The following is a 24529-nucleotide window of genomic DNA, read 5'->3' as shown; positions in this document are numbered from 1 at the left end:
GGTCACCGCTTGCCAGTCACTGCTAAAAGCTCAGCAACAATCGCAATGAGTTCAGATGGGTCTACTGGTTTGGGGATATGCTTTTGGTAGCCTGATTCTATAGCTTGATTTCGATCCCCCTCTCCAACATACGCTGTGAGTGCGATTGCGGGAATTTGACCACCCATCTCTGGTGGCAATTGTCTCACTTTGCGGAGTAAATTATAACCATCCTCTTCTGGCATACCAATATCGCTAATTAATATATTGGGTTTAAATTGCTCAAAACAAGCGAAGCCTTCTTTTGCTGATGCTGCAGCCATTGCGATCGCTCCATATTGTTGAAGCACAAACACTAAAAATTCTCGCGTGTCGGCTATATCGTCAACGACCAATACTTTTATCCCTTCAAGATTGATAAAATTTTCTAAACGATCGCTGTCTCGGTTTGACACTGACTGAGTATCCAGTAAAGGTAACCTGACAGTAAAGGTAGCGCCTTGTCCCTCTCCGAGGCTTTCAGCACTCACGTTTCCCCCATGTAATTCAACCAGGTGACGGACAATTGCCAAACCCAGTCCCAAGCCTCCATGATTGCGGGTGACTGAAGCATCAGCTTGACGAAAATATTCAAAAACATGCGGTAGAAAATCTGCACTGATACCTTTACCCGTATCTTTCACAATGATTTGAGCGTGGGAATTCGATCGGGAAGATGACAAAATCACTTCCACCCGTCCGCCTTGGGGTGTAAACTTGATCGCATTAGAGAGTAAATTCCATACAACTTGTTGGAGACGGTTGGGATCGGCTAAAACCATACCAACGTTTGGGTTGATGTGTAGCAACAGTTCAATTGACTTTGCTTCTACAGCAGGACGCATGGTGTTAATTGCTTCTTCAACTACTGAAGCTGGATTAATAGTTAAAACATTTAGACTCAGCTTACCGCGCAAAATACGAGAAACATCTAGCAAATCTTCAATAAGTTGAGTTTGAACTCTAGCATTACGCTCAATAGTTTCTAAAGCACGACTAGTTGTTGCTTGGTCTAATTTGCGGGTACGCAACATTGTTGACCAACCCAATATCGCATTGAGAGGAGAGCGTAATTCATGAGAGAGAATAGCTAAAAACTCATCTTTAATCCTATTGGCTGCTTCTGCTTCTGCTCGGGAAGCTCGTTCTCGCTGCAACAGTTGTTCTTTTTCGAATTCTACTTGTTGGCGGGCGATTTCGGCTTGTTTTCGTTCTGTAATATCAAAAAGTATTCCTTCAATGCTGACAAGATTTCCTCGTGCATTGTAGGTGACTTTACCTCTATCTTCCAACCAGATAGTAACACCATTGTCAGGTCGTATCATGCGAAACTCTGAAACATAGCTGCTTTTACAATCAATTGCTTTTTGTACGCGTGCTTGGTGAGTTGCTAAGTCATCAGGATGAACTAGCTTCCATCCTTCGTCTCCCGTACCGCTCTGGGCTTCAGGTGTTAATCCTAATATTTCGCAGGCTGTTTCCGAACGAGAAATCATGTTTGTGCTTGCATTCCACGTCCACGCCACTATCCGAGCCGCTTTCACAGCCAATTTTAAACGTTCGTCGGTTTGATGAAGTGCTTCTTCTACACGTTTGCGAGCAGTGATGTCGCGGTTAATTTCGAGAATGGCTGTTGGTTGTCCCGTCCGATCTCGTTTTAAAGCCCAACGACCAATTGTAACAATGGAATCACCATCTTTTTTTGTGTGAACCAATTCCCCTTGCCAACGTCCAGTGTTAAACAATTCAGCTTCAATTTCTTCTATCGGTTGGGGTAATTTGGTTTGCAACAAGGTATGAGAGTTTTTTCCTAAGGCTTCTTCTTTCGTCCAGCCATAGATTTCCCATGCACCCTGATTCCAAAAGGTAATTTGATTGTCCAAATCTCGAACTACAATTGCGTCAAGAGCTAAATCTAGAAGTTGAGCTTGCTCTTGCACGACTAATATCGTATCTAGTAATTCCTGTTCTCGACTTGAGGCTTTGGATTGGGTCACCGTTGGTATTTCTTAATATAACTAAAAAAAATATTCAAAATAAAAATAATATTGTAATTAATAAAAAACTATATGTATCAAAGGAATGAATTTTCAGTATAGCAACTCAATGAAATTTAGAAATTATAAATGATTGATGAAAAACTTTAAATAGTGTATTGTGGGCATTGCCAAGTAATAGTTAGATGTAGTAATTGCCCACCCGAAGTATTTTATGAAGTGTCTGTGATATGCTTTTCGTCAAAAATCCTGCTTTTTAAAGAAACCGAGCGTCTGGATCTTACGTTTCTTATCTGGGTATAAAGAATTTTTACTCTTCAGGTTCAAAATCTTCTTTCCTAGCACCACAAACAGGACAAATCCAATCTTCTGGAATGTCCTCAAACGCTGTTCCCGGTTCTATACCACTGTCTGGATCTCCTTGTTCTGGGTCGTATTCATAACCGCAAACAGTGCATATGTACTTTTGCATGCTATCTTCCCTTCCATACTTTGTTTGTTATTGCCTCAATCTTACTTCATAGTTTCTAATTCGTAATTCGCAATTTATTCATTTAATTACGAATTACGAATTAACTATTACAAATTATTAAGATTTGTGCCCAACCAACCATTAAAGTTTTTCTTTTGTATCGTAGTTGGTTTTTCTTGGGGTTTGACCTGATATTTACTCGGACGTGGAAGAGCTAAAGTCACCGGTAGGGTTCGCAGTTCTTCGTGATGAAAAACAGTGACTTGAATGGTATCGTTTGGTTGGTAATCTTTGAGCCTTTCGCACAAATCATTTGCCGTTACCCGCAAACCATCAATAGCCAGCAGCTCATCTCCGGGATCGATTCCGGCTAATTGTGCGGGAGAGCCGGCTTCTACGAACTTAATGATTTCTCGACCGCGATCGCTACTGACTCTTATACCCAAATAGGGCTCCTCCTCAGTTTCCACAATCAGTTGCAAGCCAAACGGTTCTAAATACTCATTGAAGGGCAAATCTTCTGTACCATCAATGTAGCGTTTAAAGAAATCAGTCAAATCCACCCCAGCCACAGACTCAATAACTTCCTGCAATTGTTCTGGAGTATAACCAATTTCATCTCTACCAAATTGATGCCACATTTTGACCATGACATCATCAAGTGAGGTCTGATTTGCATTGCGCGAACGAATCAGCAAATCCAGTAGCAAAGACACCAACTCTCCTTTGAGATAGTAGGAAATTTGGGAATTCCCACTGTTTGCATCTTGACGGTAGAGTTTAATCCAAGCATCAAAACTCGATTCCGAGAGAGGTTGTACTTTCCGCCCTGGCGTGGTTTCATAACGAGTGATTTCCTTACTCAAATTGCTAAGGAAGGATTTGGCGTCATAAATTCCCGCCCTTAGGGGTATCAGTAAGTCGTAATAACTTGTTGTCCCCTCACAGAACCACAAAGAAGGCGTGTAGTTTTCTTGGTCGTAGTCAAAGACTTCTAATGCTTGGGGACGAATACGCTTGACGTTCCACAAGTGAAAGAACTCATGAGCAACGAGTTGCATGAAGCGCTCGTATTTGTCGCGATCGCGAAATCCAAATCTCTGATATATCAGCGAACAACAATTTTTATGCTCCAAACCACCATGTGCTTGGTTAAATAGATGCAGCAGAAACACGTATTTTTGATATGGCAACCCACCAAACATCTTTGCTTCTGTAGTGACAATTTTTTTGAGATCCGCAATCATTTGCTGGACGTGGAAATTGCCTTTACCCCAGATAGCGAGTTCGTGAGGCTTTCCCAAAACATCAAATTGATATAACTGGTGGTTACCAATTTCAAAAGGATTATCTACGAGAGTATCAAAATCTGGAGCATGAAAAGAATTTTCTTTTTCTGGAACTGGGGGTAGTGCTGTAGTCACCCGCCAGTCTGGGAGTGGTGGTACAACAGTTACCTCAATTGGGTATTGTTCCAAACCTGGTATTCTAAAAAACAAGGCTGCACCATTAAAATAGCCATGGCTACCATCTAAGTGATTTGTTCTTACTGTTAGCTCGTTCGCAAAAACACGGTAAGATATAGTAATATTTGATGCACCATTTGTCTCGATTTGCCAATGATTTTTACTAATTTTCTGCCAGGGTAAAGGCTTGTCTCGAGTCATAGCAGCAAAATCTTGCAAATGTCTGGCGTATTCTCGTACTAAATACGAACCTGGAGTCCATACAGGAAACTTCAAGTCCAAGATAGGGGATAGGTAGCCTGCAATTTGCAGATTCACCTCAAACAGATGCGCTTCTGGTTGAGGCATCGCGACTTGATAGTGAATTGTCGGGACGGTCTGCTGCTGATAAGTATTGCTCTGCAGTACAGTTGCTTTAGTCATCAGTGGTTGTGTGTTAGGAGATCTAGGTACTAGTGACAAGTGACTAGTTAATAGTCATTAGCCAACAATCAATGGTCAACAGTCAATAGCTTCAAGTAAAAAAACTTGCTTACCAATACAGTAATCAATACTTTTTACTGGGTAAAATCAATTACTTTCTATCATTAATAGCACTACTTCAAGAATAAATTTAGATCGGAGAGAATATGTGAATTTTACTGGTCATATAAAATACATCTGTTTAATGACAGATATTGTGGGATATAAATACGGGCGAGACGCCTGTACCATAAAAAATCTACTTTACAAGAAAATCTGTAATTAAGAAGATTTTCTTGACAACCAAATTTATACAGAAGAAATTTTGATTGTTATATTGCGAACCATTGACAAAAGCTATCTGTTCATTGAAAAGGCAATTATGGTAAGGGTAAATCGTGCAAAAATGTAAAAAAATTAATATTTTATTAATAATCAAGCTATGCATTGATTTTGTTGCATCACTCAGTACATTCCAACAAAAATTACACTTATTACCTTTCGATCTCTCCCTTCTGCCTTTCTTCGGTATAATTTTGCTATTTATTACTAGTAGAGTACGGAGGAAATAAACCTACCATTAGCAATAAGAAAAAATCTTCAGTAATAAGCTTTTGCGCCTTCTGCCGTAGTAGCGATCTCACGTACTAGACTTTACCTGCTAAGTTGACTAACTGTTTAAAATTGGCTAAATAAATGCTCTGTTCGATCTTATCGATTTTAATCCAGCCTTTTTCATGTAGTTTTTCCATAATTTTTGTTGTTTCTTCAACACTAATTTCTGTAACATCTGCTAAATCCTTGAAAGGAATGTTATATATTTCTTTTCCATTTTCTAAAGACTGACCGTAACTTTCACCTAGGGTGACAAGAGTGTGAGCTAACTTGACAGCTGGGGGAGAAGAACGCATTTGCAAGCGGACATTAATTTGCCTGAGCCGCCGAACCATCAGTTGCAGCATTCGATGATGTAATTGTGGGTCTTTAAATAATATTTGAATAAAGCGTTCTCTAGAAATACTCAGCAACTTTACGGGAGAAAGAGCAATAACATCTGTTGAGCGAGGGGATTCGTCTAAAATTGCCATTTCTCCAAAAAAATCGCCCCGACCTAAAATTGCTATAGCGACAGAATCTTCACCTACAGTACGCCGAACTTTAACCCAACCAGAAACCAGAAAGTAGAGAGCATTACCCCAGGCATCTTCCATGAGAACAGCTCTTCCTGCCGGGTATTCATGATCGATAGCAACAGAGAGCAGCCATTCTATTGTTTGGGGGTTGGCAGTGCTCATCAAAGGAAACAGTTCACTAAAAACCTCAGTCTGCATGAAATATATCTTTAATAAATAAAAGGTTATTGAAGGTTATTGGTTGGTGGTTAGTGGTTAGTAGTTGATGACTCTCGACTAACTATCCTTTTTCTTCTCTTTTTTTGGTTGTTCTGGAATATCCGTTAGTGCCTTTATCTGTAGGTCTAAGTTTTCCAGTACTAGGTTTAAGCTATTAAAAGCTTCTAGTTGTCCGTTATTGAGATTGGAATTAAGAGCAAGACGGTCTTTAAGTTCGCGTAACTTGTAGGTCAATTGCTGGGAAATTCCTACTGCATCGCGGCTCAAACGTGCTAATTGTTGCTGTTGATAAAATTTTAAAGCGGCTCCCCGCAACACTTGTAATGTTGCCTCTTCACCATACATTCCCGGCATGACGCGCAAACGCAGTAACAAGCGATTGTGTTGATAAAGGCATTCTTTCTCTACCTGTTTTGGTTCGACAACTGTGGTCATGGGTAGAGATGCAAAACGTTTTAATTCATTCAATACTCCTTGGAAGACAGAGAGAGGTACTTTTTCCAGGACAGACTGTAAAACTCCATTTTCACTCCAGAGTATTCTGCCGTGGTAAGGTCTTCTCTCCAAGTACAAACGACCAATTCCATCTGATAACACTCGTCCTAGTAACTGTTCTAGTAATTTTCTAGGTGGTAATGTCGCTAATTCTTCAACCGAACTGATAATATCAACGCTGGGTAAGTGCAAAACGTGCAAGTTGGAAGGTAGGGTTGTTCTATCACCATCCCTGTCTTTATATTCTTTGGTGGAGCTGGGTCTTTCATGGTGGGGAGTTGGTGTCGAACCTTCCGATTCGTTCAAGGAGGTTGAATACCCAAACTGCCAAACAGTATCGCCATTGTGTACCGTTTGTGCTTGAGTATGTGTCTTATCTACCCGTCGTTCTGGCGCTTCAGGGATGATAGTGTTAATTTGCGTATCGGAGCTATCCACGATCGCAGCCGGTTTTTTTTCTTGAGCAATGTCTTCCCAAGATTTTGGCATTGGTTTGCCCGCAATCGCTCCTGTATTTTTATGATTCAGGTACGCTGAGAGTATGGTACGGTGAGTATCGCCATTGATAGGCTGAGTTTCCATGGTGCAATTGATGTATGGCAGTATGCGGTTTACGTAATCTATAGCCGCATTGTCTTGGGGATTCACCATTCCCAGTACCAAATTGTTGTCTTTTATGTTAAAGGGCAAAATCTGGTGATACAGACACGCTTCAAAGGACAAGGTACTTTCAATCAACCGAAAGATTTGCTCTCGGTCTAGTCCTTGTTCCGACTGATTTTGTGTGCTGGGTAGCACTTGCTTACCACTTGCTGCGGTATCAGCTGGTTTACCCTCTGAAGACAACATACGGTTTTGATGCTAGATGTTTCTATATATCCTATACTGCCCACAAATAAGTTGGCAGTAAACAGAATATGATTCTAGACTAAAAAAAGTTAAATAAATAACTAAGAGTGGCGCGTCCAAACTCAGGTGGTGTGTTGTTAGGATGGGTAATGTCAACCTACAACTTATGTACACCATTTTTGAGATGGACGCGCCAACGTTTGGAGTAAATTGTTACTAAGTGCTGCGCCTTCGGTAAACACGCAGTTCCAAACTTAATTTATGGCTCAAGTGAATAAAATCAATTTTTTTCCTGACTAATTCTCATATCCATATTTATAGATGTGTGGTGATTGACTGAAATTTCAACACTCATTCAGCTTGGGTTCTCATTCCTTGAGCTATCAAGTAGACTTTCGTCCATTCACCCATAGCTTGATGGGTCTTAATTTTTAATTGTTGAGCGATTTCCTCTATGGAACGACCTGCTTTTCGCATATCTAGTATTTGGCGCTGCGTTGCGGTTAATTTCTCTTGCAGTCGCTCCCATTGGTTCGGCGTTAAACCCAAATTGTGCTCTTCTAAAGAAGTTGACAACCAGCCATCTACCAGTTCTGGCTTATCTTTCAGCGCAAATACACGGACTGCATGGTAGCTGATTTTTTCTCGCAGTCGGTAGATTTCTTTAATGGGTTTACCGAGTTGTTTGGCGATCGCATCTTGTGTTTTCCCTTCTAGGTAGAGATGCAGCCACTCAACCGCTTCTTGTCCGAGATGTTCTCGCAAGTAAGTTTCAAATTCCTGCTTCACAGCTTGACGCAGCGTTTGTTGTTCCTCGGCTTCTTGTGCTTCTTGATACTCTACGATAGCTTGAGTATCAACCAAGTTAATGCGGTTATCGCTGTCATCTGTGAGAATTTCTTCTGAAACCAACCTAACTAAATCGCTGCTTGGCACTTGAGTTAAGCCACCACGCTGAGTCCGTCTCAGATAGTTTACAAAACGATATACGAGCAATGGTTGATTGCGAACTGGGCGCAAACAATACTCTTCCACACTGGCAAACAGGAGGGCATTTTTTAACCTATCATCAGTCGTGCATTCCCCAATAGAAAGCATTTGCTGCTGCATGTAGTTATCACTTTGCAATAATTCTTGGATAACTTCTTGCAACACATCTAGCACTGTCCGTTGGCGATCCCGGCTTAACGCCACCCAAGTCTGAATTTTGTTCCGTAATGTTACCAGACTCCCCAACCGAGTTATTAAGTTGCGATAAGCACGTTCTCTGGCAATACCCAAGTAACGTTGACGTAAAATCCGATAGCGGTACTCCATTGCTTGCTGAGCAATATCTAACTCTTTTGAGGAGAGTACCTCAAATCGTTGCAAATCACTTCCTAAAAGCCAATCAACGATACTTTCCCTATTGACAAGATTTTGTTCCGGGCACTCCTCAGCTAACCGCTTTCGCCAATAATGTGCCAGTTTTTCTGCCTCCAACGCCATAGTGAGATTGCGCTCCTCGAGACCCTGTTTTAAAGTTTGCATCACAACCCCCTTTTATCCCACTTAACTTTTTCACTGGCAGTTGCCCCTGATAAAATCATGTCCGTCATAAACTAAGCGCGTCTCTACTTTGTATTACGTTCTAGTTCACTAGAGTTATGCAGAAAGTTTTATCTTCCGAAGCATCTTTATCTAGCCCAAATCACGGAAAACCTTGTTTTCTAGACCTTGTGCAGCTTTACAAAAATTTACATTTTGTTAATCTACGGCAGGTAATTTGAACCTAGAAAACCATTTTGATGACAACATACAGTTATGCACGGTATATGTAATGAGGGTCTTGGAAACATTAACATTTTGCACCCGCTCTCGTAGCGCGAAGATAACTCACCCCCGTCTAGACGCGGTTTTGCGAATATATGTTTCACCCTTTTGGAGTTATCAGTTCCCAGTTACGAGTTATCTGGTGAGTGCGAGGCACTCATTAAAGTTGCCTCATTCTACCGTGTACCGTATAGATGTTTTTTATACCGTAATTTAAGTGACCAGTGTATTTAGGGTTACTTAGGGATTATACCACCGATCGGATGGCTCCATGCCCAACCCCCAACTAGCGAATCTCCTCATAAAAACGCTTGAGGTATTGCGGCGAAACACCAAAACCCCAAAGGAAACCAATGTAAAGATATATAGCTGTTGCTTTAAAAAATCCCCAATGTGCCACGCGGCGATCGCTACTATGAACAACTCGGTTCAGCAAACAAATTCTTCCCTGTTGCACCAACTTCAAGCACAAGTCAGCTTCTTCCATAATGGGGAGATTGCTATCAAAACCCCCACATTCCCAAAAATCAGTACGACGTACAAAGATAGCTTGATCCCCAAACAACAAACGCAATCCCCGAACAAACAAATGCGGGCGAAACAGCAGTGGTGCGTAATAAGTTTTTAAAAAGTTATGCAGCGTCACACCCCAACGTGTGGTTTTATCTCCAGTCATGAGGGAAATAAAACCACCAGCCGTCACAGATCCGTCTGCCAAAGTCTCCTCAATTAAAGTCACAAGGTCATCTGACACTAAAGTGTCAGCATGTACAAAACACAAATACTCCCCAGAGGCTACCTCCGCACCCTGGTTCATTTGTGCAGCACGCCCGCGTTTTTGAGCAATCAGGACAGAAGCGCCTGCTTGTTCGGCTATAGTAACGGTGCCATCAGAACTTCCGCCATCAACAACAAGCACTTCCCTTGCAGGTGGCGTTAACAGATTCAGATGGCGTAGAGTACGTCCCAAGCACTTCGCTTCATTTAAAGTCGGAATAATAATAGAGACTTTAGACATACATGACCGATAACTAGTAACCGATGACAAATGACAAATTACCTTCGTACTATCGGATTTTCTACAGCTTGTCGGTACTGTTCGACTTCCTGTGTATACCCAATAGGTAGAACAGCTTCAACGTTTTCATGGGGACGCGGAATAATAACCCATGATTCCAAAGTACCGCCATGAACTTTTTCTACAGCATCAATACCAGCTGCCATAGAGGTTTTTACTTCTTGAACATCACCCCGTATGTTAACTGTAAAGCGAGCACTACCCACTCTTATATATCCAACGAGGGTGACTCGACCTGCTTTCACCATCGCATCTGCTGCCGCAAGTACGGCAGGAAAACCTTTAGTTTCAATCGATCCAACTGCCTGTAGTGGCATTGGTTATCTCCTATATCAGTAAACGTATCTGGCGCAACAAGATAATTGTACGAATGTTTCTACCTATTTTGATAGGTTTTCTTTTAGGAAACACGGAATGGCTCTGATTTCTTTGTAAAGTGTATGGGCAAAACGCTTTCCACGTTTTCTGGAGGATTGGGAACAATGTAGTAAGTAATGACCTTACCACCATTAGACTGCTCGTTACCTGCAGCAATCCCTGCTTCAACGGCTCTTTCTACCTCAGCAGTATCTCCACGAACTGCAACCAACAATCGAGCGCTTTCTGCCAGACCATAATATACAAGGGTAACGGCAGCCGCTTTCACCATTGCATCGGCTGCAGCCAGTACAGCAGGAAAACCTTGTGTCTCAATAACCCCAACTGCCATTGGCATGGCTTTAAACTCCCAAATTAAGTAGTCATTGTCAAAATCATCTTACTGGAAAATAAGGGGCGGGCAGTAGGGAACAGGGAGAACAGCTGGGAATGAGGGCGAACAAAATAGTTCACTTCTTTACCAAAATATACGCTGTCGCGTACTCGGGGAGTCGCCTGATATTGCGATCGAAATCTGTTCTCCCTTGGAAAATACCTGCTAAGAAATCGAGTTGATGAAGATTGGGTAAAAACGCTCCGCCTGTATCCGCAATGATTCCCAGTTTTAAATGTTTGCGTCCGCCTTGAAGATATTCAAGAGCAACAACTTTTCCCAAACCAATATTAAGGATATCTCCTGCAAAAGTAACTCCTGGAGAAATAGAAATTTTGGCATCTATCTTATATCCATAACCTTTAATAGCATCGACTTCCCTAAAATACCAGTAGCGTTTTTGTGCTCTCGCTGCTGCACCTCGAATATAAGGAATACCATTATTTCGATCTACATTAAACAGTGCTTGAGAACCATCACTAAATTTAATAAGAATTGTTCCCTCCATCAGAGCTTCTTCCAAACCCTCTCGAGTTAAGTAGGCAAGAGGTTCGACTTTGCCAAATTCTTTACCTCCTGGTTCGTAAATACCTCGTAAAACATCTTGCTTGGTATACTTGGTATAAAAATTGTCTGTAATTGAATGGTCTTTTAAACTATAAATAGCTGTATTAAAAGTGGGAGTTTTCTTACGAGAGCCTGGATGAGTAAAAACAGCATATTTTGTGAGCCGCAGTTGTTTTTGACTGGGATTTCCCGGATTATAAGCAGACCATTTCATCACCCGAAAATGAGTATTAATGAAATTTGGATCTTGCAAGCGTGTCACTCGCTTGTTGCTAATATCTTCCTGTAAGACAGAAATCATGAAATCCAAAGTATTCAGAGCATCTTGTACGGTAATTCCTTGAGTTTCTAGCAATCCCGGTCTTTGAATATTTGGATCTTCTGCAGCATAGTCTTCAAAATACTTTCTGGTATTTGTGAGAGTCGCTAATAACTCTGCTTGATTAAAATCTACTTTAACAGTAGGTAGTTTTCCACGTGTAAAAACGCGATCGCCAGAAACGTTAAATTTATCTTTTTGTAATTCATCAATAACTTGATAAGACTTTGGAGTACTTGTTAGTTGTTTGGTTGATGGAGTGTTTTGCTTATCTTGCTTGTTAAAGGATTGTGGAACAAGGAAATTACTGTAGATTGAGGATAGGTTTTGGGAAGTTAAATTTTGTTGGTCTGTTGGTTTAATTTTTAACTGAGTGTAGAGATGATGACTGGCTAAACAAACAAGTAGTGAAGCAGCAAAACCTATTGTTATGCGGAATGTTCGGTTCGAGAGGATAGGCATAAGTTAAAGAAGCAATTTCCTTTATCTACAATTGTCTGTTACATATTGTATATCTCAACTTCCGGTTTAAAATCGAAAATCCGTGATAATACTTGTGCGATTGCATTTCAGTTAATGACAATATGGCTCCAATTAAGCTTGCGTATCCCAAAATTCCCGACAGTAAAAACTGCCCTTTCAAGCAATGTATCGCTTTTGAGAAGTACGATGGTACGAATCTACACTGGGTTTGGGATTCCGAACTGGGCTGGTATGCCTTCGGTACACGACGTGACAGATTTGACTTTGATGAAATGGGTATTACAGACTTTAATGCTGCTCATCCCGGTTTAGAGGAAGCAGCTAGCATTTTTTTAAGAGACTTTGCGAATCCACTCACAACTCTTTTCCAAAACAATCCAGATTATCATAGCCCAGAAATCGTTGTTTTTACTGAATTTTTTGGAGCTTCATCATTTGCAGGAATGCACAAAAAGGAAGATTCAAAGCAACTTGTTCTGTTTGACGTACAAACCGATAAAGGCATTATTGAACCGGAAAAATTTGTGAAAGATTTTCAGGAATTAAACATTGCAAAAGTTGTTTATCGAGGCAAACTGACTGGCAAATTCATTGATGATGTTCGTGAAGGAAAATACAATGTAGCGGAAGGTGTTATCTGTAAAGGAGGGAAAAGTAGTGAGGATTTATGGATGGTAAAAATTAAGACAAATGCATATTTAAAAAGACTTCAAGAAGTTTTTAAAGACAATTGGAACAATTACTGGGAATAAGTACAATATTGATTCAATATTCACCAATCGCAACTCATCGCTCGCTGTAAAAAGAATTGGCAAAGATAGCAGCTTGAGTTCTGTCTCGTAAATTTAACCGACTGAGAATACTGGTCACGTGATTTTTTACAGTTCTTTCCGAAATATAGAGAGACTCAGCTATTTCTCTGTTATTGGCACCAAGTGCAATTAAATGCAACACTTCTCTTTCTCTAGGAGTTAATTCAGCAAATTCGGGCGGAGGACTGGGAGATTTGGTTATTGGGACGTCTGGTAAGGGAGTAAAAACTTTTTCAAATAGCCCCGGACCTAAATGGGTGTGTCCCAAATAAACAGAACGAATTGCATTTGCTAATGGTTCTAAAGGAGTGTCTTTTAATAAATATCCTCTTGCTCCAAATCGCATAGCTTGAGCTATATATTCATCATCATCAAAGGTTGTTAATACTAACACTTTCACAAGAGGAAATCGCTGACAAATCACCTGAGTTGCTGCTACACCATCCATCACAGGCATGCGAATATCCATCAAAACCAAATCTGGTTGTTGAGAACTGTTGTCAAACATCTCAACAAATGAAATCGCACTTTCACCGTCTTCTGCCTCCCCCACAATTTCAAAGTCGGGTTTTAACTCCAACAAACTTTTTAAACCTTGACGAATAATAATTTGGTCATCTACAAGTAACAGGCGAATCATGGGGTTTTGGATTTTAGATTTTGGATTTACTGTTTTAGATTTTGGACTTTCCATGAGAAACAGAGTATGAAGTACTGGGTATTGTGAAAATTCATACAATTTCCCATTTCCATTAATAAGGTAATAAAGCCTTTATACAGCAACCTTCACCCGGTTTGCTATCAATATAGAATTGACCTCCTAATGCCAGTGTTCGTTCTCTCATTCCCTGTATGCCAAATCCAGTTGTATTTTGATGTGGGTTAAAGCCTTTACCGTTATCATAAATCTCTAAACTGAGTAAAGTCACGGTTACTTGTATATTAATTGTTACATGAGTTGCCCCACTGTGTTTTGCAGTATTTGTCAGGGCTTCTTGAACAATACGATAACTTGCCGTACAGACTTCAGCAGGTAAAGATTGATATAAGTTAAAGATACAATTTGGAGTGATCCCAGTTCGACGCTGAAAATCTACTAGTAAAACTGTTAGTACAGACTCTAAAGATTTTCCATAAAGAGGGTCAGAACGCAATGTGGCGACGGACATCCTAACTTCTTTGAGAGCATTGCTACCCAGTTGTTTTGCTTCTAATAAAAAAGTTGTGGCTTTGTCAAGATTAGATTGTAGGAAGACTACAGCATTTTCTAATTGGATACTCTGGGCTGTCAGTGAGTGACCGAGTGAATCATGAATTTCTCGTGCAATGCGGTTGCGCTCCTGTAAAGTTGCCTGATCTTCGATCCGAAGAGCATATTCTCGGAGTTTTTGGTGGGCTTTAGCTAACTTTTCCCGGCTTTGTCGTTCTGCAAGCAAAGCATTAACCAAAAGTAACACAAAGACTAGCACCAACCCAAACATTAACCCTGAATTTAATGCCAAATGCCAAACCAATGTTCTAAAATCTCCATCTGGCATTGGTTTTGGCATCAAAGCTGCCATAGGCGGCGGCGGTACTTTGGGGAGGGGTACTCGGGGGAGGGGTGCTTGTAGGGGTGCTCGTAAAAAAGACACATTTTGTAGCGGTAGCAACCAAGTGAAAACAAAAGATAGAAAAGCTAAACCTGCTACGAGCAAACGTCCGCTCAATTGAAAAAGCAAGCAGCTTCTAACGACAAGAATCAACAAAAGTGCAGGTGAAAGACCTACGACTCGACGACTCATGACAATTGCTAAAAAAACGAGTCCAAACTCAAATCCCGTGTAAAGTATTTTTACAATTAAGGATCTAGCAGTTGGTAACCACAAACCTGCTATTCCAAAGCTAGCAATGCATAAAGATAATGGCAGAGGATCTTGGGAGGAAGAGGGAGGCGGTAGAAATGTTGGATGTGGAACTTCGACTAAGGGGAACTCAACCAGAAGCGCAATACCTAAAAGTATCCACTCAAGATAGAGTAGTAAGCGAAAGGGATGAGGCTTGGGCTGAATGAGGTGTTGTATGGTGGCAATTCTAGTTTTTTTCACTCTATGAAACAAGATTTTGTAGGGAGTATATAAATTTTATTTGATTTTTTAAACAAATGTGTGGTAGTTATGCACACCATAGATAAGATTTTTTATAATTTCCTTAAAATTTTCAAAGAGACATTAGTCCTATTTTAACTATAGTTAAAATAGGACTTAAGTACCGATCGAAGTTAGTACTTTAGGCTTATCCTTTTCTAGGAATTTTGTTCCATGTATAAAGCGATCGCAAATGTATAAAGTTAGTGAGTGTTTGATGGTTAGTAGTTTGTGGTTATCGGTTATCCACTCACTACAATCACCCACAATAACTAACAATACTCAAACTTATGCAACCTCACCTTATATCCATACTAATTGTCACAATCAGTTTTGCGATCGCATTTGGGGAAGCAAAAACTTTTGCTCAACCTTCTACCGAACTCGGAACACTAAAAGTTAAACCTCATGATGGAGCTATTTCACAAAAAGATTCGCTTTCTGAAGTCCAAGATATTAATTTAACTGATAAACAAAAAAAGCAAATTTGGCAAATTAGACAAGAAATATTACCCCAGATATCAGAACTGATTCCTCAGCCACAATTAACAGAAGAACAACAGAATCAACTTCAATCCGGTCATACCGTACAAATTACTTTGCAAGGACCAACATCAGAACAAAAAGCTAAATTGCAAGAACTCATGCAGTTATATGTGCAAAAAATAGAAGCCATTCTCACTCCCGAACAAAGGCAAAAGCTTCGCAATAATGAGAAAGATTTAGTTTTTTTTGAACAGCGTGTTAATTGGTAAAAATCCTCTATATCGCTAGAGGGATAAACGAATAAAGTAATTTCTTTAAAATTACCAGTAAAGAGAGATGTATTCGGGGGCATAAATAATGAACGGGTTACTGCGGTTATTTTTACCACTTATATCTTTGCCAACTTTATGTTTACTCTTACTGTCAGGTATACCGAAAGAAACTTCCGCTCAAAATACAGCTCAACAAATTTTTCCAGATGTCAAGCCCGATCATTGGGCGCAGCCATTTATTCAGGGGCTAGCAGAGAAAAATATTGTAGCTGGGTATCCAGATGGTACGTTTCGACCCGAACAATCAGTCAATCGTGATGAGTTTGCTGCCATGATTGACAAGGCGTTCAATCAACCACCAGTCCGGCAAATATCTAGCGGCAGCGCTTATAAAGATGTCCCGGAAGGTTATTGGGCAGCTCCTGCTATAGAAGACGCTTACGAACAAGGATTGATGACGGGTTATCCTAATGGTGTCTTTCGTCCCAATCAAAATGTTTCAAAGGTTGATGCAATAGCTGCTTTATCAAAAGTGGTAAATTCAACTTCCACAAAGGCACAAACAGCGACACAAGTTACTACCGTACCTGTAGCGACTCAACAAGCAAGAAAACCAACAAGAAAGTTTGCACTGTTGCCGTTGGCAATGACTTCTCTCATGCAGCCATTATTACTAGCAAAAGCCAATGCAGCTAGTGTTCCTCCAGTACAACAAATGGGTAAGGGTGAAGAGGCAAAAACAAGCGCTCGCTCGGCCAATTCTAACCGCCCTAGCTCGTATGCGGTCACGAGTTTGTACGCGGATGCTGAAGAAATTCCTCAAGACAAGGTAGATGAAATCGCAAAAGCAACTAGGGCAAATCTTGTAGTGAATTATCCAAAGCGTAACGTTCTTAACCCCAGAAAAACCCTATCTCGTGGTGAAATGAGTGCTTTAGTTTATCAAACACTGGTAGCTGCCGGAAGGATGGAACCAGTGGCTATTAATACGCCTGCTTATCAGTATATTGTGCGTCCTGAAAATAGATAAGATATTAACAGTGACCGGTGAATGGTTGCTGCTCTGGATAGAGCCCCGACTTCTTGAAGAAGTCGGGGAGTTTGCAGTCTCTCACCACCTCTGTTTCCTAGCCCGTAATCCCTAGTCCTTATTTTGCCCAATGGCTGAGCAAAGCAACACTGACTTGCCGTCAACTGATTCTCAACCACCGAGTCTGCCGACTCCAGAAGGAAATCTGAAGTCAGGGGAAACTTCCCTGACAAATTCTGCAGCCGCCATTTGGAATCAAGCAACAGCAAGTTTCCTGAAACTCCTACCTGTAGACCAGATCGCTCGGATATTGGTTAAATGGTTTAGTGTCAGTGAAAGTCAAGTTGCGGAAATTTTGGAGAGAGTTCGAGCAGAACTACCAACGACTGAAGCTTTATTGATAGGCAAACCCCAAGCGGGGAAAAGTTCGATTGTGCGGGGCTTGACAGGCGTTTCTGCGGCAATTGTTGGTCAGGGATTTCGCCCTCACACGCAACACACCGAACGTTACGCCTATCCTTCTAACGATCTACCGTTGCTCATTTTTACAGATACGGTGGGACTTGGAGATGTGACTCAGGAGACTGAGGCGATCGTTCAAGAACTGCTAGGGGATTTACAACAGCAAAATCATGGTGCTAGATCCCTGATTTTGACAGTCAAAATTAATGATTTCGCAACGGATACACTGCGGGAAATCGCTCGAGAACTGCGTCAAAAGCACCCAGAAATTCCCTGTCTGTTAGCGGTAACCTGCTTGCATGAAGTTTATCCTCCCGGTGTAGAGGATCATCCGGCTTATCCACCGGATTACGAGGAGGTTAATAGAGCGTTTACCGCCATGCAAGAAGCTTTTGCAGGATTGTACGATCGCGCCGTCTTGATTGACTTTACTTTGGAAGAGGATGGTTACACGCCAGTCTTTTACGGTTTGGAAGCATTCAGAGACACACTTGCAGACTTGCTTCCAGAAGCAGAATCCCGTGCAATTCATCAGTTGTTAGATGAGGACACGGGAAAAGAAATTGGTAATCTTTACCGCGATACCGGGCGGCGCTATATTTTAGTGTTTTCTGTCATGACAGCTGCGATCGCAGTTGTCCCGTTACCATTTGCTACCTTGCCAGTACTTACGGCTTTGCAAGTATCAATGGTAGGTTTGCTAGGGAAATTATACGGACAAACATTAAGTCCATCCCAAGCTGGGGGAATTGTCAGTACAATTGCGAGTGGTTTCTTAGCACGGGCAATTGGACGTGAGCTAATCAAATTTATCCCAGGTTTTGGCAGCGTTATAGCTGCTTCTTGGGCAGCCGCATACACCTGGGCTTTAGGTGAAGGAGCTTGTGTTTACTTTGGTGATTTAATGGGAGGCAAAAAACCCGATCCCCAAAAAATTCAGTCAGTTATGCAACAAGCATTTCAGGAAGCCAAAGACCGTTTTAAGGCAAGGTAGAGATCGAGAACTGAACAACCCCACGGGTATTAAGGGAAAGCGTAGGTAGGTGGGGTTATGCGGTATAGTTTATCCTATCGTCGCTGAGTAACGTCATAAAAAACGAGGAGTCAAATACCAGGAGCCAACTGTCTGAGTTTTCACGCATATGATTAACCGCCGTTACACGTTGTTCTAATGCAATAGAGTCTTAACTTTTCTTAAAATAGTTATATGAATCTTATAAAAATATTGCTTAGAACCACCTATGCCATCTTTCAAAATTCAGTCCTCCGAATCTCCTGATGTTACTCAAGTCACCTCTTCACCGTCATGGCAAATTAAGCTGTTGTACGACGGTGAATGTCCGCTATGTCTGCGAGAGGTCAACTTTTTGAAAAGACGGGATGCAGGTCGAGGTTTGGTAGCGTTTGTGGATATTGCAGATGATAACTATACCCCTGAAGCTCATGGTGGTATTGACTTTGAAACTGCGATGGGACGAATCCATGCCGTGCTTTCTGACGGTACAGTTATTAAAAATGTGGAAGTTTTTCGTCGAGTTTATGAGACTCTAGGAATGGGTTGGGTTTATGCAGCCACCAAATTGCCCGTTATCGGACCGATTGTTGACGCAATTTATGGGGTATGGGCTAATTTGCGACTTGCTCTTACCGGACGACCAAATATGGCGACGATTGTTGCTGAACGACAAAAGCGTATTGAAGGTAAAAGTCAGGGACGTTGCAGGCTAAGTTCCAATAGCGAATGTTAAAGTCTCCTATTACTTTATTAAGTATTTTTACAGTTGAAGAAGAACGGAAGGTCAAAAAAGTAGGTGACATCCCCACTTTTTTGACTATTTTTTATCATGATAATTTTTGCTAAAGCACTTTTCCTACTTTTTGTACTTTTAAATCATTAAAAATATTTTCAAAAAAATTTCTTAATTTTTATATCAATACGAAAATATCCGGAGGGAAACCCGATGACAGTTGTGAACTCACCGTTTTTCCTCGTGGCACTCTCCGCTTGGAAACACATCTTTTTTTCTAGTGGGCGCTACTCCCACAATACGCATTTTTATTTCAGAGGGTAGGAGGCAGAAAGCATAGCAGCATAGGTGCTTCCAGCAAGGTTGCCTTTCTTTGTAATTTTTAGAAGGGAAAGGGAGTAGCTAAGATTCGTTGTTCTCAATATCTAAAATTCGCTTTCCGATCCATTCACTAATGCTTGGGACGATGGCGTTACCAAGGAGTCTCCCTCGACGACCGTCCAACCTGGGGGAAACCCCATAAGCCTCTCCCACTCTGTCCAAGTCAAGTTTCTCGCCACACAGTATTGGTCGATCTGAATGACCTCCTTGATGTCCTCCAGTTTGGGCACGTAGCGTGGGGCAGATGCTTTGTGCCAAGGTATACCCGAAGCCTCCGCGACGTTGTACCACAAGCGGAGGGTTTCCGAGAGCGCTTTGACGAAAATTGGATCTAGCTTTCTTCCGGCTCGATTCTCTCGTCGAAGTATCCCAAGACAATTCGCTGCTGTTAGTAAAGAAGTGATAGGCACGTTCCGATCTAAAACTTGCGATAAAGAATACTCTGTCTCGGTTGTGGGGTAAGCCCGCATGCACAACGTTGCACGATACCCATCCCCCCAAATACCCATTCTCTTCCAACGTGTTGATAACTGTCTCAAGAGCGTTTCCTTGCTCTGCTGAGAGTAACCCAGGCACATTTTCCATGACCAGCCAAGTTGGTTGAACTTCTCTAACCAATGCCATAAACGTGAAGAAAAGACCACTTCGCTCGCCTGAGAGCCCTCTTCGGTCTGTGTTGGCAGTGCTGATGTCTTGGCATGGCCATCCCGCGCACCAAAGTTCAGAGGTAGGGATAGTTGTTGAATTGAGGGTCGTGATGTCGTCATGAAAAGGTACGTGTGGCCAGTGGCGCTTGAGTATTTGTTGACAGAAAGGATCTATTTCACACTGAAAAACAACACGCATTCCCGCTCTTTCAAATCCGAGATCGAAACCACCAATACCAGCAAAGAACGAGGAAACACGCATAGTTACAATGAATTTAGGCTTAACCGACAAGTATGGGAACCCATACCATCTGGAACCTTTCCAAAAAGCCAGCGAAATCGGCTCCATCTGAAAATCATCCCATACCACTTACCCCAAAGTACTGAGTGTATAATAGCAAACGAATAATCTCACAGAGCCAAATGAATATAGATTCAGTTACGGGGTACCGAGTTGTTCATCATTTAACTGAACATCAGATTTCACAACTGCTGGATTTGTACAAACAAGAATTTTGGAGTCAGAAACGCAAGCGAGATGATGTTGTTAAAATGCTTGCAGCAACAGATATTGCGATCGCTTTAGTTGATGATAGCGACCAATTAATTGGATTTACACGAGTTTTAACAGACTTCGTATACAGGGCAACTATTTATGATGTTATTGTTAAATCCACTCACCGAAATAAGGGGCTTGGTTCTCAATTGCTTGATAGTGTTGTTAACCATCCTAAGTTAGCCTCAGTCGAGCAAATTGCTCTTTACTGTCTGCCAGAGATGATTCCTTTCTATGAAAAGTGGAACTTTACGGCTAATACAAGTGGTATTCAATTGATGTATCGAGACCACAAACCGCAAGAGTAAAGCTTTCATCACTCACTATGTACGCGTGTAGCGAGCGGTATTACCTACCCAAGTCAGTACCAATGACTCACACTGAAACAAACAGAGTTAGCAGTTATGCTAACCTTAATTAACCTTTATGTTTTATGGACATTCTGCTCTCCGGCATCTCAAAGAAGTCGGGGAGCGATCCGCCCCCACCCTTAATGCAACAGACCAGTCAGCACATCACACAACCCCTTTCTTGGGGTTTTGGCATTTATGTAAATATCACTTATGTCTTCACTTCCTAAAATCGAAAGCATATACACAGATGGAGCTTGTACGGGAAATCCCGGCCCAGGAGGTTGGGGCGTAGTCGTTTATTTCAGTGATGGTTCCACTCACGAAATGGGTGACGCATACCCTCAAACCACAAACAACAGGATGGAAATGCAAGCAGCAATTGCCGCCCTTGAATTTCTGAAAGAATCAGGACAAATCCAGCCAATAACCCTTTATAGCGATAGCGAATATCTCATTAATAGCATTACCAAATGGGTAAAAGGCTGGAAAAACAAAGGCTGGAAGAAATCAGACGGCAAACCCGTTCTCAACCAAGACCTCTTAGAAACTCTAGATCGACTCAATAACTCTAAAGTAAAGTGGGAGTACGTCCGGGGTCATGCTGGTAATATTGGTAACGAACGCTGTGATGCGATCGCTCGTGCCTATGCAAACGGCAGAAGTCTGGCTTTAAAACAAAAAATCTTCAAACACGAACCAAAAGAGCAAAAAAATGAGGGGAATGCAACCAGAGCATCTGATTTTGAGTCAAACTCTACAATAATTAACGAAAAGAAACAAGAAATCAGTACTCTTGAAAACAATATAACCAATCCTATGGAACCACAAACCTCCCATGCTAGCTCTGTCTCTGAAGAAGTTCCACGAGAAATGAGGGTTACACAACTCCGTAACTTAGTAGAAACCCTCCGCATTGCAGACGAAATAGCAGACAAAGGCTATTTAATCACGAGTTCCGAACTTGCAGACCTAATGGATGTCCATGCAAGTGCAGTTACCAGTCGTGGCGACGAATGGCGATGGCGAAATTGGATTGTCTCGCGGGTAAGGCGTGAAGGCAATCAGATACTTTGGGAACTAGAACGCGGTGATAAAGTAGCGAGTGAGGAGGAAGGTGATTAGAGCGATCGGGACAAGGTAGAGGGGGGGAGACAAGGTAGCTTTTTCTACCATGTCCCCCTTTTCCCCCTGTCTCCCCAATCACTCATCCCCAGTCCCCATACCATACTTCCTTCCCCTCCATTCTCTAGGAGTACGAAATGCGGATAAAAAGATTCGCAGCACTGCTATGGGATCGGCAAAGGGAGAAAGCCAAAATAACCAACCGCCTTTTGCTTGTGCTCGATCGTAGGAAGGTGCGATCGCAAAAAGTAGTGCAAAGCGAATCACCAGTAGGAAGAGATTGAGTCCCAGGAGGAGGAAGGGGGGAGTGGGAGATAGGGGGATAGGGTAGAAAAAGACGAGATAACTGAGGATAACGATAAGGGGTAGAGCTTGGACTGAGGTAAGCAGCCATAAATCGCCCCAAAGTTGAGCGCGAGAGGAAGCATCTTTAAGATCGAGGCTTCGCCCCCACTCTTTCCACGTTTCTAGTGCTCCCTCATACATCCGAACCTTTAAAACCTTTGCCCCATCCAAAAAACCCACCTTGTATCCAGAGGCGGCTATATTTCTTGCTAGCGTCACATCATCGCAAAATGAATGACCTGCACTGGAATAGCCTCCAACAGCAACTAACACAGAGCGACGGCATAAAAAGCATTGCCCATTTGCCATCACTCGTTCTGGCTGTTCTGAGTTCACCCCAGCTGGATTAAACCTATAGAGCAGAGTCATCAAGAGGGCTGGTTGCAGCCAGCACTCCCCTGGGTACTTGAGAATAAACTGAGGCGATAGAGAAACCAAGTCATATCCTTGAGATTCTGCTGTCTTGACTAATCCAGCCACTAAACCAGGTGAGGGTTGAGTATCAGCATCCATACCTAGAAACCACTCACTTGCCTCTGAACTTTGCAAAAATCCATTGTGTAACGCCCAAGGACGCCCCACCCAGCCAGGAGGGAGGGGATCGTCTGTCATGAGGCGAAAGCGAGGGTCTTTTTGCCCAGCTGCTTTTACCAAGTCAGGAGTACCATCACTTGACCGGCTATCGACAACAATCGTTTCCCGCACTTCGTAACTTTGCCGACTTAAGCCTGTTAGTAAAGGACTAATACGACTGGCTTCGTTTAAGGTGGGAATCACGATGCTCACGCACCCCAAAATTTCCGGAGTTGGTTTTTGGGGTGAGATGGGGGGTTGACGGCTGGGACCTTTCAAAAGGCGCGACAGTAATATGGCTGTCGCTGGTAGTTGGATGACCAACAGAAGAAGTGAGATAGCATTTGCTATCGTCCAGGTATCAATCACAATTGGTAAAGTCTACTTGACAGCAACCTTAACATTTGCTATTGAAACTTCAGCAGAGGCTGTGGGAGATGTAACCTTGAGATTGTCGATCGCAGTTGCAGACAACCAAAGTGCAACAGCAGGAACAACCCCAAGTCCCAATCCCAAGGAAACTGGTATAAAATACCCAGCCCCCAAGCTGAGTCCGGCAGCAAAGATAAAGTTGCTCAAGTATACAATAATTGGCACGGTGAGTTGCGATCGCTCTAATTTAACGGGTGTGTTTCTCCACAACAGTGCTGCTACACTCATAAACAAGGCACTGGTGCCGAACCAACCAGCGTAGTTTTGATAAGGTGTGCCAAAGAACGCGCCTGGTTGTTCCCAATACCAGAAAGGAAAGGCTGTTTGACTCATAGCGGGTTCCAACGCAAAATCCCAACTCGTAAACAGTAAAGCCCCAAGAAGTACTGCGGCAATTTGACGACCTAAAGAGGGCTTTTCAGCCACTTTCAGCCCTGCACGAGCCAGAAGGTAGGCAGACAAACCTACGTAGAACCAAGATAAGGGAATTGTAAACGGCACAAGCCCCGCTATTTTATAACCCAATCCACTCAGATAACTGTAGTAGCCAAAAGGAAACCCCGTACTGGTTCCCAATAACTCACTCCCTACCGATATCAACAGAGCCGGAATCATAAATAACAGCCAATTGCGCCACCCCAAGACTCGCGAGGCAAAAATTGAGACAGCTATTGTCCCAAAAATGATGTCTACCACACCACCATCAGCCATACTTAACTGCATAGCTGTCTGTCCAACGCCCCCTCCCAAGTTCAGAATAACCTCGGCATGAGGTATAACCAATAGAATACCTATCAGCCCAAAAACCTTGGCTGAAATATGACCGATCAGGCATATACGCTCAGTGATAACCAATTGTCTCATGATAATTCCCTTACAAGACGTGATGTGCAGCTACGCATTCTGCTAATAGTTTACAAATGTTTAAGAAAATATTTAATACTTTATATAGCACTTCTGGCGAACCTTGTTTTGCTTTCTTTGAGAGAGCATAAATTCCTATTGATTTAATGAAGAATAAATTATGATGATAAGCTTATAGTTTAAAGTATTGAAGCTACAT

Annotated in this window: 22 protein-coding genes; 7 read left to right on the top strand and 15 right to left on the bottom strand. The window is 42.0% G+C overall.

The features are described from left to right. Positions 1 to 2: 2 nt before the first annotated feature. The 10 genes from AB0756_RS04480 to AB0756_RS04435 form a co-directional block, all read right to left on the bottom strand. The gene (locus AB0756_RS04480; RefSeq protein WP_050046563.1) at positions 3 to 2015 is read right to left on the bottom strand and encodes a PAS domain-containing hybrid sensor histidine kinase/response regulator; all 2013 of its coding nucleotides are present in this window, start codon (positions 2013 to 2015) and stop codon (positions 3 to 5) included. A 310-nt stretch (positions 2016 to 2325) separates the two neighbouring features. Then, the gene (gene rd, locus AB0756_RS04475) at positions 2326 to 2487 is read right to left on the bottom strand and encodes a rubredoxin (RefSeq protein ID WP_038072163.1); all 162 of its coding nucleotides are present in this window, start codon (positions 2485 to 2487) and stop codon (positions 2326 to 2328) included. Positions 2488 to 2594: 107 nt separating this feature from the next. Then, positions 2595 to 4376: a M61 family metallopeptidase gene (locus tag AB0756_RS04470; protein WP_038072160.1), complete on the bottom strand. Its 1782-nt coding sequence runs from the start codon at positions 4374 to 4376 to the stop codon at positions 2595 to 2597. A 686-nt stretch (positions 4377 to 5062) separates the two neighbouring features. Next, positions 5063 to 5746, bottom strand: a complete 684-nt coding sequence (locus tag AB0756_RS04465) for a Crp/Fnr family transcriptional regulator (RefSeq protein WP_038072157.1) — start codon at positions 5744 to 5746, stop codon at positions 5063 to 5065. Positions 5747 to 5824: 78 nt separating this feature from the next. Continuing rightward, a complete protein-coding gene (locus AB0756_RS04460; protein ID WP_038072154.1) occupies positions 5825 to 7111 on the bottom strand; it encodes a GspE/PulE/PilB domain-containing protein in 1287 nt (428 codons plus the stop codon). A 351-nt stretch (positions 7112 to 7462) separates the two neighbouring features. Next, the gene (locus AB0756_RS04455) at positions 7463 to 8641 is read right to left on the bottom strand and encodes a HetZ-related protein 2 (RefSeq protein ID WP_038072151.1); all 1179 of its coding nucleotides are present in this window, start codon (positions 8639 to 8641) and stop codon (positions 7463 to 7465) included. A gap of 568 nt (positions 8642 to 9209) precedes the next feature. Next, entirely contained in the window at positions 9210 to 9941 is a 732-nt protein-coding gene (locus tag AB0756_RS04450; RefSeq protein ID WP_038072149.1) for a TIGR04283 family arsenosugar biosynthesis glycosyltransferase, read from the bottom strand. 38 nt (positions 9942 to 9979) lie between these two features. After that, a complete protein-coding gene (locus AB0756_RS04445) occupies positions 9980 to 10318 on the bottom strand; it encodes a carbon dioxide-concentrating mechanism protein CcmK (protein ID WP_038072146.1) in 339 nt (112 codons plus the stop codon). Positions 10319 to 10401: 83 nt separating this feature from the next. After that, positions 10402 to 10716: a BMC domain-containing protein gene (locus AB0756_RS04440; protein ID WP_038072144.1), complete on the bottom strand. Its 315-nt coding sequence runs from the start codon at positions 10714 to 10716 to the stop codon at positions 10402 to 10404. Between the two features lie 112 nt (positions 10717 to 10828). Further along, positions 10829 to 12100 carry a protein-tyrosine phosphatase family protein gene (locus AB0756_RS04435; RefSeq protein WP_038072141.1) on the bottom strand — a complete coding sequence of 424 codons (1272 nt, stop codon included), beginning with the start codon at positions 12098 to 12100 and terminating at the stop codon, positions 10829 to 10831. A 122-nt stretch (positions 12101 to 12222) separates the two neighbouring features. Here AB0756_RS04435 and AB0756_RS04430 point away from each other — a divergent pair, with 122 nt between their 5' ends. Beyond that, a complete protein-coding gene (locus AB0756_RS04430; protein WP_038072139.1) occupies positions 12223 to 12873 on the top strand; it encodes an RNA ligase family protein in 651 nt (216 codons plus the stop codon). A gap of 34 nt (positions 12874 to 12907) precedes the next feature. On the opposite strand, the gene AB0756_RS04425 is transcribed toward AB0756_RS04430, so the two are convergent. Together AB0756_RS04425 and AB0756_RS04420 are read right to left on the bottom strand one after the other, a co-directional pair. After that, a complete protein-coding gene (locus tag AB0756_RS04425; protein WP_038072181.1) occupies positions 12908 to 13573 on the bottom strand; it encodes a response regulator transcription factor in 666 nt (221 codons plus the stop codon). A gap of 112 nt (positions 13574 to 13685) precedes the next feature. Beyond that, entirely contained in the window at positions 13686 to 15020 is a 1335-nt protein-coding gene (locus AB0756_RS04420; RefSeq protein ID WP_038072136.1) for a sensor histidine kinase, read from the bottom strand. A gap of 329 nt (positions 15021 to 15349) precedes the next feature. On the opposite strand from AB0756_RS04420, the gene AB0756_RS04415 reads away from it, so the two are divergent. From AB0756_RS04415 to AB0756_RS04400, 4 genes are all read left to right on the top strand, one after another. Beyond that, complete coding sequence (locus tag AB0756_RS04415) at positions 15350 to 15814, top strand: Spy/CpxP family protein refolding chaperone (protein ID WP_038072133.1); 465 nt, start codon at positions 15350 to 15352, stop codon at positions 15812 to 15814. A gap of 88 nt (positions 15815 to 15902) precedes the next feature. Beyond that, positions 15903 to 16847 carry an S-layer homology domain-containing protein gene (locus AB0756_RS04410; RefSeq protein WP_038072131.1) on the top strand — a complete coding sequence of 315 codons (945 nt, stop codon included), beginning with the start codon at positions 15903 to 15905 and terminating at the stop codon, positions 16845 to 16847. Between the two features lie 130 nt (positions 16848 to 16977). After that, complete coding sequence (locus AB0756_RS04405; RefSeq protein WP_038072128.1) at positions 16978 to 18303, top strand: YcjF family protein; 1326 nt, start codon at positions 16978 to 16980, stop codon at positions 18301 to 18303. Positions 18304 to 18550: 247 nt separating this feature from the next. Then, positions 18551 to 19057: a thiol-disulfide oxidoreductase DCC family protein gene (locus AB0756_RS04400; protein WP_038072125.1), complete on the top strand. Its 507-nt coding sequence runs from the start codon at positions 18551 to 18553 to the stop codon at positions 19055 to 19057. Positions 19058 to 19459: 402 nt separating this feature from the next. On the opposite strand, the gene AB0756_RS04395 is transcribed toward AB0756_RS04400, so the two are convergent. Next, positions 19460 to 20347 (bottom strand): DNA cytosine methyltransferase, encoded by an 888-nt coding sequence (locus AB0756_RS04395; protein WP_050046889.1) that lies wholly within the window; start codon positions 20345 to 20347, stop codon positions 19460 to 19462. 161 nt (positions 20348 to 20508) lie between these two features. Here AB0756_RS04395 and AB0756_RS04390 point away from each other — a divergent pair, with 161 nt between their 5' ends. Together AB0756_RS04390 and rnhA are read left to right on the top strand one after the other, a co-directional pair. Next, complete coding sequence (locus AB0756_RS04390) at positions 20509 to 20949, top strand: GNAT family N-acetyltransferase (RefSeq protein WP_038072122.1); 441 nt, start codon at positions 20509 to 20511, stop codon at positions 20947 to 20949. A gap of 255 nt (positions 20950 to 21204) precedes the next feature. After that, complete coding sequence (gene rnhA, locus AB0756_RS04385; RefSeq protein WP_038072119.1) at positions 21205 to 22116, top strand: ribonuclease HI; 912 nt, start codon at positions 21205 to 21207, stop codon at positions 22114 to 22116. Between the two features lie 78 nt (positions 22117 to 22194). On the opposite strand, the gene cruG is transcribed toward rnhA, so the two are convergent. Both cruG and cruF read right to left on the bottom strand, forming a co-directional pair. Next, on the bottom strand, positions 22195 to 23403 hold the full coding sequence (gene cruG / locus AB0756_RS04380) for a 2'-O-glycosyltransferase CruG (protein ID WP_038072116.1): 1209 nt from the start codon (positions 23401 to 23403) through the stop codon (positions 22195 to 22197). 12 nt (positions 23404 to 23415) lie between these two features. Beyond that, positions 23416 to 24330, bottom strand: a complete 915-nt coding sequence (gene cruF, locus AB0756_RS04375) for a gamma-carotene 1'-hydroxylase CruF (protein ID WP_038072113.1) — start codon at positions 24328 to 24330, stop codon at positions 23416 to 23418. Positions 24331 to 24529 lie beyond the last annotated feature (199 nt).

Source organism: Tolypothrix campylonemoides VB511288_2, from assembly GCF_045999855.1.
Classification (GTDB): Bacteria; Cyanobacteriota; Cyanobacteriia; order Cyanobacteriales; family Nostocaceae; genus Scytonema; species Scytonema bouteillei_A.
The sequence above is the reverse complement of the archived record's forward strand: the minus strand, read 5'-3'. Positions and strand labels throughout refer to the sequence as shown.